The 18,729-nt window shown below is 59.7% G+C and carries 7 protein-coding genes; 3 read left to right on the top strand and 4 right to left on the bottom strand.

Translation table 11 applies throughout. The annotated features are described in order from the left end of the window. The first annotated feature begins 33 nt into the window (after window positions 1-33). On the top strand, window positions 34-1,383 hold the full coding sequence (locus ACZ3HH_RS00035; RefSeq protein ID WP_465802711.1) for a TolC family outer membrane protein: 1,350 nt from the start codon (window positions 34-36) through the stop codon (window positions 1,381-1,383). 727 nt (window positions 1,384-2,110) lie between these two features. Further along, window positions 2,111-2,854 (top strand): response regulator transcription factor, encoded by a 744-nt coding sequence (locus tag ACZ3HH_RS00030; protein WP_465802023.1) that lies wholly within the window; start codon window positions 2,111-2,113, stop codon window positions 2,852-2,854. Window positions 2,855-2,980: 126 nt separating this feature from the next. Here the strand turns inward: ACZ3HH_RS00030 and ACZ3HH_RS00025 are convergent, their stop codons facing one another. The 3 genes from ACZ3HH_RS00025 to ACZ3HH_RS00015 form a co-directional block, all read right to left on the bottom strand. Next, a complete protein-coding gene (locus ACZ3HH_RS00025; RefSeq protein WP_465802022.1) occupies window positions 2,981-8,932 on the bottom strand; it encodes a DUF5801 repeats-in-toxin domain-containing protein in 5,952 nt (1,983 codons plus the stop codon). A gap of 250 nt (window positions 8,933-9,182) precedes the next feature. Beyond that, window positions 9,183-11,870 (bottom strand): DUF5801 repeats-in-toxin domain-containing protein, encoded by a 2,688-nt coding sequence (locus ACZ3HH_RS00020; protein ID WP_465802021.1) that lies wholly within the window; start codon window positions 11,868-11,870, stop codon window positions 9,183-9,185. Window positions 11,871-12,224: 354 nt separating this feature from the next. Further along, entirely contained in the window at window positions 12,225-16,358 is a 4,134-nt protein-coding gene (locus tag ACZ3HH_RS00015) for a T1SS-143 repeat domain-containing protein (RefSeq protein ID WP_465802019.1), read from the bottom strand. A 780-nt stretch (window positions 16,359-17,138) separates the two neighbouring features. Between ACZ3HH_RS00015 and ACZ3HH_RS00010 the strand changes: the two genes are divergently transcribed. After that, complete coding sequence (locus tag ACZ3HH_RS00010; protein WP_465802018.1) at window positions 17,139-17,498, top strand: DUF6124 family protein; 360 nt, start codon at window positions 17,139-17,141, stop codon at window positions 17,496-17,498. Window positions 17,499-17,548: 50 nt separating this feature from the next. On the opposite strand, the gene ACZ3HH_RS00005 is transcribed toward ACZ3HH_RS00010, so the two are convergent. Next, window positions 17,549-18,541, bottom strand: a complete 993-nt coding sequence (locus ACZ3HH_RS00005; RefSeq protein ID WP_465802016.1) for a LacI family DNA-binding transcriptional regulator — start codon at window positions 18,539-18,541, stop codon at window positions 17,549-17,551. Between the last annotated feature and the right edge of the window lie 188 nt (window positions 18,542-18,729).

Genomic DNA, 18,729 nt, shown 5'->3' with positions numbered 1-18,729 from the left:
CGAGTACCTGCAGCTTTTCCCGGCGGTCTGCTCATGCTTGTACTGGGCACCGATATTGCCTTGGCGCAAACCACTGCGGCAACGCCGGCCGGGGTCAGCGCTTCGACGTTTTCCACCGACCTCATGCAGTTGTACCGTGAGTCACGGCTCGAGGATCCGCGGGTATTGGCCTCCTATGCGCAAGCGCAGGCGGGCAAGGAACATCAGCGCGAGGCCTTGGGTGCGCTGTTCCCCCAGGTATCGCTCAACGCCGGGGCGAATCGGATTCATCAGGAGAACGACCTGGTGCAGCGCAGTTACGACAGCGAAAACTACAGCCTGGTGCTGCGTCAGTACCTCTACAACAAGACTGCGTGGGAGAACTACCAAAAATTCAAAAGCCTGGCCAAGCAGTCCGAATCGCAAGCGCTTGACGCCCAGGCCGAGGCCACGGTGGACTTGGCGCAGCGTTACTTCACCGCGTTGGCGGCCGAAGATGAACTGGAGTTGGTGAGGGCGGAGCGTCGAACCACGCAAAAGAGTCTGGACCGAGTCAATGCGTTGTACGAAAAGCAGCTGGCATTGATTACTGATCAACTCGACCTCAAGGCCCGGGTAGATTTGCTGGCGGCGCAGGAACTGGATGCCCAGAACCAGGCCAGTATCAGTCGCGAGGCACTGGCGGAGATCGTCGGCCGGCCGGTCAAGGAGAAGCTCAACCGGATTCGCGATGATGTGCAACTGCGGGTTTCAGCGCAGAGCCTGGAAACCTGGGTCCGCGAGGGTATAGCGCTAAACCCGGCGCTCAAGGCCAACGAGAGCGGCGTCGAAGCAGCGGGCGCTGCGTTGCGCAGTGGCAAGGGCGGGCACTATCCGACCCTGAGTCTGAGCCTGAGTGCACAACAGACCAACGAGGGCTACAACAATACCCTGGCGCCGCGCACCGACAGTTATGTCGCCGGTATTGGCCTTCAGGTGCCGCTGTACAGCGGCGGCTCGACCTCGGCTCGGGTCCGTGGGCTCTATCAGGATCAGATTACCGCCGAGCAGGAACTGGAAGCGATCCGGCGCCGGGTGGTCAAAGAGATCACTAGCGCTTACCTGACCGCCAATTCGAGCGGAGAAAAGATCAGCGCGAGCCGAAATGCCCTGGCCTCGGCACAGCTGTCCAGAGTGGCGGCAGAGAAAGCGCTCGATTACGGAATGGTCAATGCCGTCGATGTACTGACCAGCGTACGCAACGAATTCCGGGCTCGTCGTGACCTGCTCAAGACGCAATACGAGTTCGTCACCAATGTCCTCACGCTCAATCGCTGGGCGGGAAAGCTGCCTGCCGAAAGTGTCGAAAGCGTTAATGGCTGGTTGAGCCCCGGCAGCTCCAGCCAAAACCTCACATCCCACTGATTCTGCCGCAATATCGACTGCGTATCCCCCCATCCCCACTGGACGCCAATTTGCGCCACAACCTCCCGCAGTTCAGGCGTTGGTTGCTGTGGCGTTATCGCAAAAAACTCGAGCACCGCAGTCATGCTGTTACCCAACGCACCGGAAGGAAAAACCAGTGGCGAGACCCAGACAGGGAGATTTCAATGGCTCGGGCAAGGCAAATTTCGCCGATAAATTGACGCCAGTGTTACGGTCGTACTTGTATGCGCACCACTCGTCGGTTAATTGACGATTTTTGTCGTGGTCAGACCTTGGCCGCAGGTCGCCCCGACGAGCCTAAGACCTTGATTTTCTAGGGCAGGAAGGGCCTTGGAAGCATCGGACGCGCTACTCGCAGGAGGCTTGAGTCGACGACTGGCGGAAGGGCGTGCTGGCAGTGTGCTGGTGTGGCCTAGACTCAGTTGAACAGATCGAGGGAGCACATCAATCATGCGCAAGCTATTGATGATTATTCCTATTTATGTTGCCTCGATGGCTTTACCCGGCTTTTGGAAGCGTCCGCGACTCCTGCCGGTGAAGCCAGTGGAAGTGTCCCCCAGGGATGAAGTAGCCGGGTGGGCACCATTAAGGCCTGTCGGCGCTCGCATCTGTCCTTCGATCACGGTGGCCAGGTGAGGGAGCCGCTGATCCATGTAGGCCAAGGGAGGGAGGTCGTAGTTCATTTTTCAAGGGAGTCAGGAAAGTAATGACGACCCACAGAAAACCAATACGCGTGATGCTGATCGATTGTCGTCCCCTCGTGCTCATGGGCCTTCAAGACTTGATCAATGCCCGCAAGCCTCAGATGGAAGTTAGCGGCCAGGCCACCACCTATACCAATGCGCTGGATCTTGCCGATCAGTTACGTCCCAATGTGATTTTTTTCAGTTTCTTTCCGGATGCGCTGAACCCACTGGAGGTCGTTGCGGGACTCACCCGCAGCGCCGAAATGAAATTGCTGGTGCTCAAGGGCCTGTACGAAACCGTTCCCGTTGCCCAGGCAATAGAGGCGGGCGCACGCGGCATCGTGTTGGCGGAAGACCCGACGGAATCGATCATCCAGGCCATCATCACGGTTCACCACCGCGACACCGGACTGGATAGAGCCTGGGCCGGTGGGCTTTCCGGCTATGCCGCGACCGGGCACGTACACTTGAAATGCAATCTGGAGCAGGCAAAACAGGCGCGGCTGACGCTGCGCGAGAGGGAACTGATTCGCGCCATTGTGGGAGATCCGTCCGCCAAATACATGAGCATCGCCGGGCGCCTGGGCATCAGCGAGCACACCGTGCATAACCACCTCAGCAACATTTATCAAAAGCTTAATCTCATCAACCGCATCGACTTGCTGATGTATGCGCTGAAGCACGGGCTCACCAACAATGAAAAACCACCCGAGTCTACGTGGGTGGAAATGGATTTGGTTTCACGTCAAAAAAAGACGGTCTGAAACCCTTTGACACCCACTGGCGCGCAGAGGGTGCCCAGGTTGATGCGATCGTGCGGATCTCCTATTGGAAATGCAAAAGATGCGAGGGTGGCTTGCGCCACCCTCGCATCTTTTTATGCGCGTTTCTCAGGCGCTGCCAAAGACAATGTCGCTACTCAGAAGATCGACCCCGACCAAGGTGATGGTCGTGACTTGTCCGCCCGTTTCGGCAACCGTGACGATGCTGTCTGCACCGCTGATGTCGATCGATTGGACAACCGCGCTCTGGTCGCCGTTGAGCACCAGGGCGTCTCGCAGGTTTGCGTTCGCGTCGAAGCCGGTGACCTGATACAGGTTCTCATCGACTGACAAATCGACGTTGAAGGCATCACGCTCACCGCCCGTGCCAATCAGGGTGAAGTCGAACTGTGCTCCGGCCAAGTCGTTGGCGAACAGGTTGGCGTCGAACGTACTCGTTGCCGAGTCCCCATCCTTGTCCGTCAGCGTCGCGTTGAACGTCAGCTGGACATCGCTGGCCAGGCTCTCGCTCTCCTGAATGAACTGGATCACCGGGATCTTGATCTCGCCTCGGGCCATCGTGAGCTGAACAGCGTCGATCAGATTCGTGCCATCGCTCTCAATGAGGAAGGATACCTGTCCGCCTGCCTCCGGAGTCAGGGTGTTCACTTCGATGAGGTTCGAGAACGTGCCATCCTCGTAGTAGGCCCTGTAGTACAGGTCCTCGGTTGCCGTGTTGTAACCTCCCACGGAGTTGTCGATGAAGACCCTCATGCCCGTCAGGAGGCTCTCCGGATTGACGACGAAACTTTCATCCGCGGCGCTGATTGCCGCCAGGTTGTCTCCCTGGAACAGGTTATTGGCGACGCCGATGCCGGCCGTGCTGACGTTCATGGCCCTCGGGTCAATGTACGAGGGCAGGGGGTTGGTCTGTAGCGTGGCTTCGGTGGGGTCGGGTTCCCCGAGTCCGATACCGGTCAGGATGTCCGAAGTTGACGCAAGTGCCTTCGCGGAAAAGAACACAACCTCCTCAGATGGTGAAGGAATAGTCGGTGGATCCTGCTCCGGAATTAACAAGGTGCGCACGGGATCCGGGCCGCCGGCACCGAGCGCGCCATCGGCAGTGCTGAGCACGATCTCTGAACTGAAGCCTTGCACCAGATCCAGTGCATAGCGGCCATCGGCATAGGCAGTCAGCGTGTAGTCGACGCTGGTATCCGCGGTTGCGGCGTTATTGTCGAAATCGCCGGTCAACGTCCCTGCGAATTGGTACGCGCCATTGCCGTCCGGTGAGGGCGATTGCTCGGTGAGCGTGGCGGTCCCGGTCGTGGTCGTGTTGTCTGGCCTGACGAGGGTGAACTGGCTATTCACCGAGATATCCAGACCGGCCGCACCCAACCCGTCGGCGCCCGCCGAATTGTCCCAGAACCCGAATTGCGGCAGGACGCTACCGGTGCCGATCAGGTTGCCGAATGCCAGTGATGGGCCGTCGTCTTCGAACACCAGGTTCTGGCCGATGTTGAGCGTCGCCTGGGCGCTGTCGCCGTCCTTGTCGGTTGCGGTCCCTATCAGCGTCACCAGATTGTCCGCCGACAGACTCGTCGAATCATCGGGATTGGTGGCATCGGGATGCACCACGGCCCGCAGCTGGTCGAGCGTGACGTCACCATTGGCGGCGACGCTGGCGGTGAACACCAGCAGGTTGGTGGTGGCCGTGCGGCCTTCCACCACGGTGCCGTTGAGCGACAGGTTCACTGCCTCGCCCGTGGCCGTGTCGGTGAGCCCGGAAGCCCCCGCCACCACGCCCAGCGCATAGGTCAGTGTGCCCGCGCCATCAGCGCCAAACGCGGAGCTGAAGTTGGCGGCAAAGTTCTGGGTGGCGTTGGTTGCCAGCACCGTTTCGTCGACCGTCAGCGTTGGTTCCGTGCCGGTGGTGCTGATGCTTGGCCCGTCGTCCTTGAACACCAGGTTCTGGCCGATGTTGAGCGTCGCATGGGCGCTGTCGCCATCCTTGTCGGTTATGGTCGCCGTCAGTGTCACCAGGTTGTCTGCCGACAGGGTCGTCGAATCATCGGGATTGGTGGCATCGGGATGCACCACAGCCCGCAGCTGGTCGAGGGTGACGTCACCATTAGCGGCGACGCTGGCGGTGAACACCAGCAGCCCGGTGGTGGCCGTGCGGCCTTCGACCACTGTCCCATTGAGAGACAGGTTCACTGCCTCGCCGGTGGCCGTGTCGGTCAGCCCGGAAGCCCCCGGCACCACGCCCAGCGCATAGGTCAGTGTGCCCGCGCCATCAGCGCCAAACGCGGAGCTGAAGTTGGCGGTAAAGCTTTGGGTGGCGTTGGTCGCCAGTACCGTTTCGTCGACCGTCAGCGTTGGTTCCGTGCCGGTGGTGCTGATGCTTGGCCCGTCGTCCTTGAACACCAGGTTCTGGCCGATGTTGAGGGTCGCATGGGCGCTGTCGCCATCCTTGTCGGTTATGGTCGCCGTCAGTGTCACCAGGTTGTCTGCCGACAGACTCGTCGAATCATCGGGATTGGTGGCATCGGGATGCACCACAGCCCGCAGCTGGTCGAGGGTGACGTCACCATTGGCGGCGACGCTGGCGGTGAATACCAGCAGCCCGGTCGTGGCCGTGCGGCCTTCGACCACTGTGCCGTTGAGAGACAGGTTGACCGCCTCGCCGGTGGCCGTATCGGTCAGTCCGGAGGCTCCCGGCACCACGCCCAACGCGTAGGTCAGTGTGCCCGCGCCATCAGCGCCAAACGCGGAGCTGAAGTTGGCGGTAAAGCTTTGGGTGGCGTTGGTTGCCAGCACCGTTTCGTCGACCGTCAGCGTCGGTTCCGTGCCGGTGGTGCTGATGCTTGGTCCGTCGTCCTTGAACACCAGGTTCTGGCCGATGTTGAGGGTCGCATGGGCGCTGTCGCCGTCCTTGTCGGTTATGGTCGCCGTCAGTGTCACCAGGTTGTCTGCCGACAGGGTCGTCGAATCATCGGGATTGGTGGCATCGGGATGCACCACAGCCCGCAGCTGGTCGAGGGTGACGTCACCATTAGCGGCGACGCTGGCGGTGAACACCAGCAGCCCGGTGGTGGCCGTGCGGCCTTCGACCACTGTCCCATTGAGAGACAGGTTGACTGCCTCGCCGGTGGCCGTATCGGTCAGTCCGGAGGCTCCCGGCACCACGCCCAACGCGTAGGTCAGTGTGCCCGCGCCATCAGCGCCAAACGCGGAGCTGAAGTTGGCGGTAAAGCTTTGGGTGGCGTTGGTTGCCAGCACCGTTTCGTCGACCGTCAGCGTCGGTTCCGTGCCGGTGGTGCTGATGCTTGGCCCGTCGTCCTTGAACACCAGGTTCTGGCCGATGTTGAGGGTCGCATGGGCGCTGTCGCCATCCTTGTCGGTTATGGTCGCCGTCAGTGTCACCAGATTGTCCGCCGACAGACTCGTCGAATCATCGGGATTGGTGGCATCGGGATGCACCACGGCGCGGAGCTGGTCGAGCGTAACGTCACCATTGGCGGCGACGCTGGCGGTGAATACCAGCAGCCCGGTCGTGGCCGTGCGGCCTTCGACCACTGTGCCGTTGAGCGACAGGTTCACTGCCTCACCGGTGGCCGTGTCGGTCAGCCCGGAAGCCCCCGCCACCACGCCCAGCGCGTAGGTCACTGTGCCGGCCCCATCGGCGCCAAACGCCGAGCTGAAGTTGGCGGCAAAGTTCTGGGTGGCGTCGGTCGCCAGCACCGTTTCGTCCACTGTCAGCACAGGCTCCGTGCCGGTGGCGGTGATGCTCGGTCCGTCGTCCTTGAACACCAGATTCGAGCCGATGTTGAGGGTTGCCTGGACGCTGTCGCCATCCTTGTCGGTTATGGTCGCCGTCAGTGTCACCAGGTTGTCCGCCGACAGGCTCGTCGAATCATCGGGATTGGTGGCATCGGGATGCACCACCGCCCGCAGCTGATCGAGCGTAACGTCACCATTGGCGGCGACGCTGGCGGTGAACACCAGCAGCCCGGTCGTGGCCGTGCGGCCTTCGACCACTGTCCCATTGAGAGACAGGTTGACCGCCTCGCCGGTGGCCGTGTCGGTGAGCCCGGAAGCCCCCGCCACCACGCCCAGCGCATAGGTCAGTGTGCCCGCGCCATCAGCGCCAAACGCGGAGCTGAAGTTGGCGGAAAAGTTCTGGGTGGCGTCGGTCGCCAGCACCGTTTCGTCCACTGTCAGCACAGGCTCCGTGCCGGTGGCGGTGATGCTCGGTCCGTCGTCCTTGAACACCAGGTTCTGGCCGATGTTGAGGGTTGCCTGGACGCTGTCGCCGTCGCCATCGGTTGTGGTCGCCGTCAGTGTCACCAGGGTGTCTGAGGTCAGGCTCGTCGAATCATCGGGATTGGTGGCATCGGGATGCACCACCGCCCGCAGCTGATCGAGCGTAACGTCGCCATTGGCGGCGACGCTTACCGTGAACACCAGCAGCCCGGTCGTGGCCGTGCGGCCTTCGACCACGGTGCCGTTGAGCGACAGGTTGACCGCCTCGCCGGTGGCCGTGTCGGTGAGCCCGGAGGCACCCGCCACCACGCCCAGCGCGTAGGTCAGCGTACCCGGGCCATCCGCACCAAACGCCGAGTTGAAGTTGGCGGCAAAGTTCTGGGTGGCGTTGGTCGCCAGCACCGTTTCGTCCACCGTCAGCGTCGGCTCCTCACCGGTGGCGCTGATGCTCGGTCCGTCGTCCTCGAATACCATCTTGGAGCCGATTTCGGCGATCGAAGTAGAAGCCTTGGCCAGCGTGAAGCCGCCGATATCAAAATCGGCGTGGTCATTGCCCCTGGCGTCGAGAGCTGCCCCGTTCTCGATGAGCACGCGGTTGTGGTTCGACGTTGTGGTGTATTCAATCTGGTAGCCGGCCAACACGCCGGTGATGGTTGCAACCCCACCAGTAAAGCTGATGGTAATGGTCGGATCATTCACTGTTCCGTCTGAATTCTCGATCACCAGCCCGGTGCTATTGTTGATGACGCGAACATTGGTGATGGCAACCGGCGTATCGTTCGCATAGCCGTTGATGAAATTCGCGCCAGATTCAGCCGCGGTGCTGAATGCGCTGATTTTTACGACGGCACTCTTGCCGCTTTGCAACTGGACGACGTCGAAGTTGGCCGAGGTCGTATTGTAGACGCTGGTAAAGTCGATGTTGGACTCAACATCGGCTTCGGTCTGACTCAGGTTGGGAACGGTCACATCCTGCCTGGCGCCCGTGACGAACGAAAAGCGGATGCCTTCCTGCTCCACAATCATCTGGTTGTTGGTACCGAAGGTGGTCGGGCCACCCCCCTGGCTGGTATTGATCGTGTCGCCAGTGTTTATATTGGCACCGCTTGACTGGTCAGCGGGGTCCTTGCCAGTGGCGATGATGGTGGGATCCGTGATCCGCACGACACCATTGACGGTTTCAGTTGCCGGGTTCGCTTTCGTGAACATCAGGAACAGGTTCTGACCGGAGGGCGCACCGGCCAGACTGAATTCCAGGTCCTGAGTGGCGCCGATGAACACCTTATCCAGCAGATTGAGCGAATCATCGGGGTTCGTCATATCTGGATGCTTGAGCGGTTGGTACTCCACGGTCCAGATCTTGCCGCCGGTGACCGGCGATCCGGTTTCTTCAATGTAGGCAGCGAACACGATCGCGCCGGATGCGCTCCCGGCTCGGCCCACAAGAATGTTGTTGTTCGTATCGGTATAGAGAAGGATGCTGGTGCCATCGAGGGTGTCCAGCCCGCTGTCCACGCCATTGAGGGGGGCGCCAGCGCTGTCGACGAAGCGGATATCGGTAATGCTTCCTCCGCCGGTGAAGGTGAACGCATTGGTGCCCGTGTTGCCCGCGGCACCGGTATAGCCACTCAAGGCCGCACCCGTTGCGGTACCTGCTCCAAGTGCGGTCAAACGGGTAGAGAAGGAAGAGGGCAGGGATGCCACCAGAATGTCGTTGTCGTCAGCGTCTCCTGCAGGGGTTGGCGTGGCGGTGGCGTTCTGTAACCCGGCCGTCTCGTCCAGCACAACGTCCTCGCCGGTGATTGCAATAGCCATGATTTTTCTCCCGAGCAATTGCGGTCATCAATGCCTGACCATTGACCTACAACTATGAATAAAGCGCCGGAGGTTGCACATTGGCCGATACTCCCAAGCGGGATAGGAGTTTCGGCCTAGTCGTCTTCGTCGGTGGTCCGCCGCAGGGTGCCCAGGGTGATGCGAGCGTGCGGATCGCCTATTGGAACTGCAAAAAACAATGCGAGGGTGGCTTGCGCCACCCTCGCATTGTTTTCACACGCGCAACGCCTCAGACGCTGCCAATAACGATGTCGCTAGTCAGAAGATCGACCCCGACCAAGGTTATGGTCGTGACCTGTCCGCCCGTTTCGGTAACCGTCACGACGCTGTCTGCGCCGCTGGTGTCGAGCTGGACAACGGCAGTCTGGTCGCCGTTGAGCACCAGCGTATCTCGCAGGTTGGCGTCCGCATCGAAGCCGGTGACCTGGTACAGGTTCTCATCGAATGACAAGTCAACGTTGAAGGCATCAGCCTCACCGCCCGTGCCCACCAGCGTGTAGTCGAAGGCGCCGACCAAGTCGTTGGCGAACAGGTTGGCGTCAAACGTACTTGATGCCGAGTCCCCATCCCTGTCCGTCACCGTCGCGTTGAACGTCAGCTGGATATCGCTGGCCAGGCTCTCGGTCTCCTGAATGAACTGGATCACCGGGATCTTGATGTCGCCTCGGCCCATCGTGAGCTGAACAGCGTCGATCAGCGTCGTGCCTTCCTGCTCAATGAGGAAGGACACCTGTCCACGGGGCTCTGGAGTCAGGGTATTCACCTCGATGAGGTTCGAAGTCGTGCCATCCTCGTAGTAGATCCTGTAGTACAGGTCCTCGGTCGCGGTGTTGTAACCCGCTACAGAGTTGTCGATGAAGACCTTCATGGCCGTCACCAGGCTCTCCGGATTGACGACGAAACTTTCATCGGTAGCGCCGATTGCCACCAGGTTGTCTCCCTGGAGGACGTTATTGGCGACGCCGATGCCGGACGTGCTGACGTTCATGGCCCTCGGGTCGATGTACGAGGGCAGGGGGTTGGTCTGTATCGTGGCTTCGGTGGGGTCGGGTGCTCCAAGCCCGATACCGGTCAGGATGTCCGAAGTCGACGCAAGCGCCTTCGCGGAAAAGAACACAACCTCCTCGGATGCCGAAGGAATAGTCGGGTCATTCGTCTTCGGAATTAACAAGGTGCGCACCGGGTCCGGACCGCCGGCAGCGAGCGAGCCATCGGCAGTGCTGAGCACGACCGTCGAACTGAAGCCTTGCACCAGATCCAGTGCATAGCTGCCATTGGCATAGGCAGTCAGCGTGTAGTCGACGCTGGTATCCGCGGTTGCGGCGTTGTTGTCGAAATCGCCGGTCAACGTCCCTGCAAATTGGTACGCGCCATTGCCGTCCGGTGAGGGCGACTGCTCGGTGAGCGTGCCGGTCCCGGTCGTGGTCGTGTTGTCTGGCCTGACGAGGGTGAATTGGTCATTCACCAACGAGATATCCAGACCATTCGTATCCAGCCCGTCGGCGCCGGCCGAATGACTCCAGAAGCCAGTTTGCGGCAGGACGCTACCGGTGCCGATCAGGTTGCCAAAGGCGAGTGCTGGGCCGTCATCTTCGAAGATGATCTTGGAGCCGATTTCGGCGGTCGTAACAGCAGTTTGGAGCAGTGTGAAACCACCGATGTCAAAATCGGCATGGGTATTGCCCCTGGCGTCGAGGGCCGCTCCGTTCTCGACGAGCACGCGGTTGTGATCCTCCGTTGTGGTGTATTCAATCTGGTAGCCGGCTTTAACGCCGGTGATGGTTGCAACCCCATCAGTAATGCTGATGACAAGGGCCGGATCAGTCACCAATACGCCTGAATTGAAGACGCGCACATTGGTGATGTCAACCGGCGTATCGTTCGCATAGCCGTTGATGAAATCCACTTCAGGTTCAGGATCGGTGCTGAATGCGCTGATTTTTACCACAGCACTCTTGCCGCCTTGCAACTGCACGACGTCGAAGTTGGCCATCTTCGCGTTGAAGACGTCGGTAAAGTCGATATTGGATTCAACATCTGCTTCGTTCTGACTGAGGTTGGGAATGGTCACATCCTGCCTGGCACCCGTGACGAACGAAAAACGGATGCCATCCTGTTCCACAATCATCTGGCTGTTGGTGCCGAAGGTGGTCGGGTTAGCCGCCTGGCTGGTAATGATCGTGTCGCCAGTGTTTATATTGGCGCCGCTTGACTGGTCTGCGGGGTCCTTGCCGGTGGCGATGATGGTGGGGTCCGTGATCCGCAAGACACCAGCGTCATCGACAACTGTCGGGTTCTCCTTAGTGAACATCAGGAAGAGGTTCGAACCGGAGGGCACACCGGCCAGACTGAATTCCAGGTCCTGACTGGTTCCGACGAATACCTTATCCAGCAGATTGAGCGAATCATCGGGGTTCGTATCATCTGGATGCTGGAGCGGTTGGTACTCCACGGTCCAGATCTTGCCGCCGGTGACCGGCGATCCGGTTTCTTCAATGTAGGCAGCGAACACGATCGCGCCGGTAGCGCTCCCGGCTCGGCCCAGAAGGATGTTGTTGTTCGTATCGGTATAGAGAAGGATGCTGGTGCCATCGAGGGTAAACAGTCCGCTGTCCACGCCATCAAGCGGTGTGCCATCGCTGTCGACGAAGCTGATATCGGTAATGCTTGCTCCGTCGGTGACGGTAAACGCATCGCTGCCCGTGTCGCCCACGGCACCGGTATAGCCACTCAAGGCCGCACCTGTTGCGGTGCCTGCCGCAAGTGCGGTCAAACGGGTAGAGAAGTCCGAGGGCAGGGACGTCACCGGAATGTCGTTGTCATTAGCGTCCTCCGCAGGGGTTGGCGTGGCGGTGGCGTTCTGCAACCCGGCCGTTTCGTCCAGTGAAACGTCCACGCCGGTGATTCCAATAGCCATGATTTTTCTCCCGCGCAATTGCGGTCATCGAGGCCTGACCGTTGACCTATCGCTGCAACTATGGCTAAGCGCCGGGGACCGCGCATCGGCCGATACTCCCAAGCGGGATGGGAGTTTCAGACTACTTGGATGGGGGAACAGCACGAGGGCGTGAAGGAACGGTGCCGCCTATTCCGTTTGTGAATGAGGGCAGGTTGACTCAGGAACGAAGCGGCCCAATGAAAACGGCCTGGCCCCTTCCGGGAGCCAGGCCGTGTACCTGCAGCGGTTTTCAGACAATGTCAGTGCTTGCGATGTCGGTCACCCCGTACCTTTTCGACAGGGCTGAAAACCACTCGCCGCTTCCTTAGCTGATCAAAGCACCAAATCTGTCGGTGCCAAGTTAGTTACTCCTACCAGTTCGATCACAGGATTTTCGATATCAATCGTCTGAACAGCGGTGAAATCGCTATCGCTATCGACGACTTTGAAATCCAGCGTTAGATCAAGGGTAGCGGGTGTAGTCGTGGTGGTGGAGAAACCAGCATCGATGATCTTCAGCGGATTCGTACTCGTATCCTCGGCAATCGTGTTTCCAGGCCCGACGAGACCACTGACCGGCTGTGCGGAAGTGCTGCTTGCGCCATCGGCACCGACATTGCGATTCAGATTTATCGCGCTGCCCGTAAGGCCAGCATCATTCGAAAGAATCTGAATACCCTTGATGAGCCAGTTATCACCGATCTGGGTGTTGAAGTCATTGCTTTCAACAATCAATAGAGCATCATTATTGTCCAGGAACGGGTCGTTCGGATCGGCTAGGTCGTTGAGGATAAGGGCCTCGTACTTGGTTCCAACAAGATCGGCGTTGTTTGTATCGTTCTCGTACACATCGCCTTGGTCGACGTAGATGGCACGTGTTGTAGTCGTGCCGGGATTATTTGCATCAGCAAGACTGACTATAAGCACAAGATCATCGCTTTCAGTCTCGTATCCATCGAACTTGATAAAGAAATCGGTCGCGTAACTAAAATTGTTCGCGCCCAGATTTCCTTTCGGATCAGTCTGGAAGAAATTGATGTTGGCCGCTTCACCTGCCTGGATCGTATTTCCGGAGACGCCCAGAGCAGTGCTGGACAAGGTTACAGGGGCCTGCGTGCCGCTCACAAGCTCACCCGCCGTCACAACAGTATTGCCGCCGGCACTAAGTGGTGCCTCGAAGCCCGTGATCTGGATGAAGAAACCTTCCCCAAGCTTCCCAGTGGCCACAGGTGATGGGCCACTGGAAGGGCTCGTACCACCCACGTTATACGTTTCGTATCCAGTACCTTCGCCCAGCGTGACGTCTTGCGTCGTTTGCAGCGCATCCATCTGGAAGGTATAGGTGTCATTGGCTTTGTCAAACACCAGCGTGCCTTCCACCAGTTCAGGCGCGGTGCCAGCATTCCGATCGTGATCGTATTCGAACGACACGTTAAACGTGGCAGCGTTGAGATTCTCTGAATCCCAGGTGACCGTTGGATTAACGATCGCAACATCGTTCGCCGAACCAGAGAGGGCGAGTTCGGCAAAATCACTGTCCGCTGCCGAAGAGTAGGTCGGCCCGCGCTGGTCCGCACCTATCGAGTAGGCGAAGTCACCCGAAAAGGTCCATGACGTCTCACCCAAAGTGGGATCGACATCTTGCACAGGGGCTGTCCCTATAACGGGCGTATCGTCGTCGACGGTGATGACCAGTTTGTCGGCCGCGGCCGTCACCGTGTCGCCGTCCTTGTCGGTGGCCTGCAGCAGCGTGCCCAGGTTGATGGTGATGTCGTTCTCGTTGTTGCCAGCCGCGTGATCCAGCTGCTTGAGCAGCGTGAAGCTGTACACACCCGCTGTGGTGAGGCTGAACGTAAACACGTCGGCACCGCCTACGCCAGCCTTGGCGGTGAGCGTGTTGCCCGCGACGCTGTACACCAGCGCCACCCCGGCCGAGCTCAGCGCCGGCAAGCCGCTGGTGACACTCGACAAGGCATAGCTCAGCGGCGTGTCGGCGCCCGACTGGAAGATACCAGTCACGCTGCCACCGGCGATGGTCGCCTCGCCAGCCACATCGCCCGTACCACCGGCGTTGCCATTGGCCAAGCCATCCTCGTCGACGGTTCCCGTTACGGCGGTCCCGGTCGCCGTCGGCGTGTCGTCGTCGACGATGATGACCAGTTTTTCGGCCGCAGCCGTCACCGTGTCGCCGTCCTTGTCGGTGGCCCGCAGCAGCGAGCCCAGGTTGATGGTGATGTCGTTCTCGTCGTTGCCAGCCGCGTGATCCAGCGGCTTGAGCAGCGTGAAGCTGTAGGCACCCGCTGCGGTGAGACTGAACGTGAATACGTCGGCACCGCCTACGCCGGCCTTGGCGGTGAGCGTATCGCCGGCGACGCTGTACACCAGCGCCACCCCGCCCGAGCTCAGCGCCTGCAAGCCGCTAGTGTCACTCGACAAGGCATAGCTCAGCGGCGTGTCGGCGCCGGACTGGAAGATGCCGGTCACGCTGCCGCTGGCCGTGGTCGCCACGCCCGCCACGTCACCCACACCACCGGCAATGCCATTGGTCAGGCCGTCCTCGTCGACGGTTCCCGTCACGGCGGTTCCGGTCGCCGTCGGCGTGTCGTCGTCGACGGTGATGACCAGTTTTTCGGCCGCAGCCGTCACCGTGTCACCGTCCTTGTCGGTGGCCCGCAGTAGCGAGCCCAGGTTTATGGTGATGTCGTTTTCGTCGTTGCCTGCCGCATGATCCAGCGGCTTGAGCAGGGTGAAGGTGTAGGCACCCGCTGCGGTGAGGCTGAAGGTGAACACGTCGAGTGCGCCGGCCTTGGCGGTGAGCGTGTTGCCCGCGACGCTGTACACCAGCGCCACCCCGCCCGAACTCAGCGCTGGCAAGCCGCTGGTGTCACTCGACAAGGCATAGCTCAGCGGCGTGTCGACGCCGGACTGGAAGATGCCGGTCACGCTGCCGCTGGCGATGGTCGCCACGCCAGTCACGTCGCCCACACCACCGGCAATGCCATTGGTCAGGCCGTCCTCGTCGACGGTTCCAGCCACGGCGGTCCCGGCCGCCGCCGGCCCGTCGTCTTCGAAGATCATCTGGGAGCCGATTTCGGCGCTCGTAACAGAGGCTTGGAACAGGTGGAGGCCATCGATATCAAAGTCGGCGTGCTCATTGCCCTTGGCGGTGAGGGCCGCCCCGTTCTCGATGAGCACGCGGTTGTGAACCGCCGTTGTGGTGTATTCGATCGCGTAGCCGGCTTTAATGCCGGTGATGGTTGCAACCCCATTAACAAAGGTGATGCCAATGGTGGTGTCATTCACCGTTCCGTCTGAATTATCGATCACCGTCCCGGTGCTGTTGAGGACGCGAACACTAGTGATGTCAACCTTCGTATCATTCCCATATCCGTCGATGAATTGCGTGCCAGATTCAACAGCGGTGGTGAATGCGCTGATTTTTACGACAGCGCTCTTGCCGCTTTGCAACTGCACGACGTCGAAACTGACCGTATTCACATTGACGACGCCGGTAAAGTCGGCGTTGGCTTCGACATCTGCTTCATTCTGATCCAGGTTGGGAATGGTCACATTCTGCCTGGCACCCGAGACGAACGAAAAACGGATGCCTTCCTGTTCCGTAATCATCTGGTTGTTGGTGCCGAAGGTGGTCGGCCCACCTGCCTGGCTGGTATTGATCGTGTCGCCAGTGGTTATATTGACGCCAGTTGACTGGTTTGCGGGGTCCTTGCCGGTGGCAATGATGGCGGGATCCGTGATCCGCATGACACCACCGACGTCGACAACTGTCGGGTTCGCCGTCGTGAACATCAGGAAGAGGTTCTGACCGGAGGGCGCATCCTTGAGACTGAATTCCAGGTTCTGACTGGCTCCGATGAAAACCAAACCCGCCAGATCGACCGCGTCATCGGGGTTCGTCGTAACTGGATGCTTGAGCGGTTGGTACTCTACGGTCCAGATCTTGCCGCCCGTGACCGGCGATCCGGTTTCGTCGATATAGGCAGCGAACACGATCGTGCCGTTTGCGCCCCCGATTCGACCCAGAAGGATGTTGTTGTTCACCGTATCCGTATAGAGAAGGATGCTGGTGCCATCGAGGGTATCCAGTCCGCTGTCCGTCCCATTGAGCGGTGCGCCATTGCTGCCGACGAAGCTGACATCGGTAGCGCTTGTTGCGCCGCTGATGGTGAATGCATTGCTGCCCGTATTGCCCACGGCACCGGTATAGCCACTCAAGGCCGCTTCCATTGCGGGACCTGCCCCAAGGGTGGTCAAACGGCTAGAGAAGCCCGAGGGCAGGGTTAGCGCCGTGTCGTTGTCGTTAGCGTCTTCCGCAGCGCTTGAAGTGGCGGCGTTCTGCAACCCGGCCGTTTCGTCCAGCGAAACTTTCACGCCGGTCGCCCCGACGCTCAGAGCGTTGGCGGTAATCGACGTTGTCAGCAATGAGTTTTGTTCGTCAATAGTCATGACTTTTACCTGGGGTAGTTGCGGTCATCGAGGCCTGACCGTTGACCTTTGGTCGCAACTATGGCGAAGCGCCAGAGATTGCGCATTGCCCGATACTCCCAAGCGGGGTGGGAGTTTCGGACTACTTGGGAGGGGGAGGCGGGATGTGGGCGCGAAGGAGTGGCGTGCATATTTCGTTTGTGAATGGCTCAGGCTGAGATAAATCCCCAAAAACGCATCGCCGCGCGGCCTGCATGATGTTAAGCGGACGGCAGGTGCGGCGCCGCGACACAACACAAAATTAAGCCACGGAACCTGTGGGAGCGGGCTTGCTCGCGAAGACGGCGGCACAGTCAACATTGATGTCGTCTGACACGCCGCTTTCGCGAGCAAGCCCGCTCACACAGGGATTTCGCTTAACTAACCGGCACTGGGCCGCTTTCTCGTTTTTTTGATAGCGCTCACGCGTTTAACGATGCGTGTTTAACGACACTCAGTGTTACGTCCCGAAGGCTACAAGACCTTGCGCCGTTACCTACGGTTAAGACAGAATCCGCCGGCTTGTGCGCCGATGGGCCGGGCTCTATCGTTTCCCTGTCACTGAAATCAGTGATCGGGTTTGGTAGCCCGGTTTCGTATCACGGCGCATTGCGTCACCTATTATGGTGGTCATGCGCGGGGTCCTTTCGAGGGCGCCGGGAACTGATACGACCGGTCTACCAACCCGCGTATGGCCACCACCCTTCGTTGGTAGCGAGTGTGATGGCTCTTTTTAATAAACTCGTATCAGGAGTTTGATTTATGTTCAAAGTTACGCCCAACCCACCGGACACCGATCCGGCATCCCCGTACGAATCTGACGATTCAAGAAAATTCCACGAAGCCGCCGAACGCGCCCTCAATTTCTACCTCAACCCGGCAGCGCTCAAGAACACCCCACGCAAACCCAGCACCATGTACATGGTTGCGCCGGATGTCGGTCATGAAGCCTTACTGGTTCAAACGTGCGAGAACCTGGCGTCGGCCAGTGTCATGGCCAGCGACATTGCTGCATTGATGGAGGGCACCCATCGCAATACGCTGTTGGCGCTTCAGCAAGTCATCATGCTGGCTGAACTGGCGGTGAATCGAATGCTGGATAACTTCGTTCCACCCAAGTAATCAAGCAACCCTTTACCGAGAGCTTGCCCTCGGTAAAGGGTTTTGACAGCTCACAACGACGTCCTGACCACCAATGGACAATCAACCGGCTGGGCTCCCGATACCTCCAGGGTCTCGATCAGGTGCCGGGCCGCATTGCGACCGATCTCGTAGTACGGCAGTTGCACCGTGGTCAGCGGCGGAATGAACAGTTCGGCGATGCCGATCATATTGTCGTAACCAAGTACGGCGACATCGGCGGGAATCTTCAGGCCACGGCCCAACAACAGCTGATAGGCACAAAAGGCAATGCGGTCGTTGCCACAGATCAGAATGTCGAATTGGGGGCGACCCTCGATGATGTGCCGGTCGAGGATGGCGGCGGTTTCACCATAGGCATCATGATCGGAAAGGTCGTACTGCAGGAGTGCCTCAGGCGCAAGGCCGAATGCCTGACAGGCACGCAGCAAGCCTCTTTGTCGCAGGTCCCAGGCCAGGCTCTGTTTGGGCAGATTGATGCACAGTGGGCGCCGATAACCCTGGCTCAGCGCGTGATGTACGGCTCGATACTGCCCCGTTTCGTCGTCTGGCACATAACTGACCAGGTGACTGTCATCTGCCAGGCAGTTGGCGAGTACCAGGGGTTTGCTCTTCAAGCGCTCGGGAATGCTCACCTGGCGAAAACCCATGGCGCTGAAGATCAACCCATCGGGGCGGTGCGACAACATCAGGTCGATGTTCTGGTCGGTGGGCGGGTTGCTCAACAGGTTAAGGATGAACACATTCCAGCCCGCCTGTTGCGCGGTCTGTTCGATGGACAGCAGCAGCTCGACCGCGAACGGTGTGGTCGCGGTGTCCAGCGCGAACACACCGATGGTGCGTGACTGGAGGTTGTCGCCGCGCATCTTGCGCGCCGACAGGCTCGGTACGAATTGCAGTTCATCAATGGCGCGACGCACCCGCTGAAGCGTTTCGGGGCTCAGTTTTTCCGGGTTGTTGAGCGCTCGAGAAACCGTCATCAGGGACACGCCGGCCAGCTGTGCAACGTCTTTCACTGAAGTCATGCGAGGCGAGGCCGGTCAGGTTGACGCAGGATCATGACACAGGCCCCGGGCTTCTCGCGACTCGAATGACGCTACTCATTGCCATCCGCCGCTCACAGCCATCCAGAGTCGAGAGGCCATGCCTTGGGAATCGAGACACGTCCGCCATTCCCGCTGGCAAACAGCTTCACGCCCAGACTGTCGAGCTT

The sequence above is a fragment of the Pseudomonas sp. PME37.24/025 genome (assembly GCF_055556615.1).
Note: the sequence above shows the minus strand (reverse complement) of the source record. Positions and strands in the feature narration are given on the sequence as shown.

What these genes read in the sequence shown, in the direction of transcription:
- ACZ3HH_RS00005 (WP_465802016.1), bottom strand. Translation starts at nt 18,541, where the DNA reads ATGACTTCAGTGAAAGACGTTGCACAGCTGGCCGGCGTGTCCCTGATG.
- ACZ3HH_RS00020 (WP_465802021.1), bottom strand. Translation starts at nt 11,870, where the DNA reads ATGGCTATTGGAATCACCGGCGTGGACGTTTCACTGGACGAAACGGCC.
- ACZ3HH_RS00030 (WP_465802023.1), top strand. Translation starts at nt 2,111, where the DNA reads ATGACGACCCACAGAAAACCAATACGCGTGATGCTGATCGATTGTCGT.
- ACZ3HH_RS00010 (WP_465802018.1), top strand. Translation starts at nt 17,139, where the DNA reads ATGTTCAAAGTTACGCCCAACCCACCGGACACCGATCCGGCATCCCCG.
- ACZ3HH_RS00025 (WP_465802022.1), bottom strand. Translation starts at nt 8,932, where the DNA reads ATGGCTATTGCAATCACCGGCGAGGACGTTGTGCTGGACGAGACGGCC.
- ACZ3HH_RS00015 (WP_465802019.1), bottom strand. Translation starts at nt 16,358, where the DNA reads ATGACTATTGACGAACAAAACTCATTGCTGACAACGTCGATTACCGCC.
- ACZ3HH_RS00035 (WP_465802711.1), top strand. Translation starts at nt 34, where the DNA reads ATGCTTGTACTGGGCACCGATATTGCCTTGGCGCAAACCACTGCGGCA.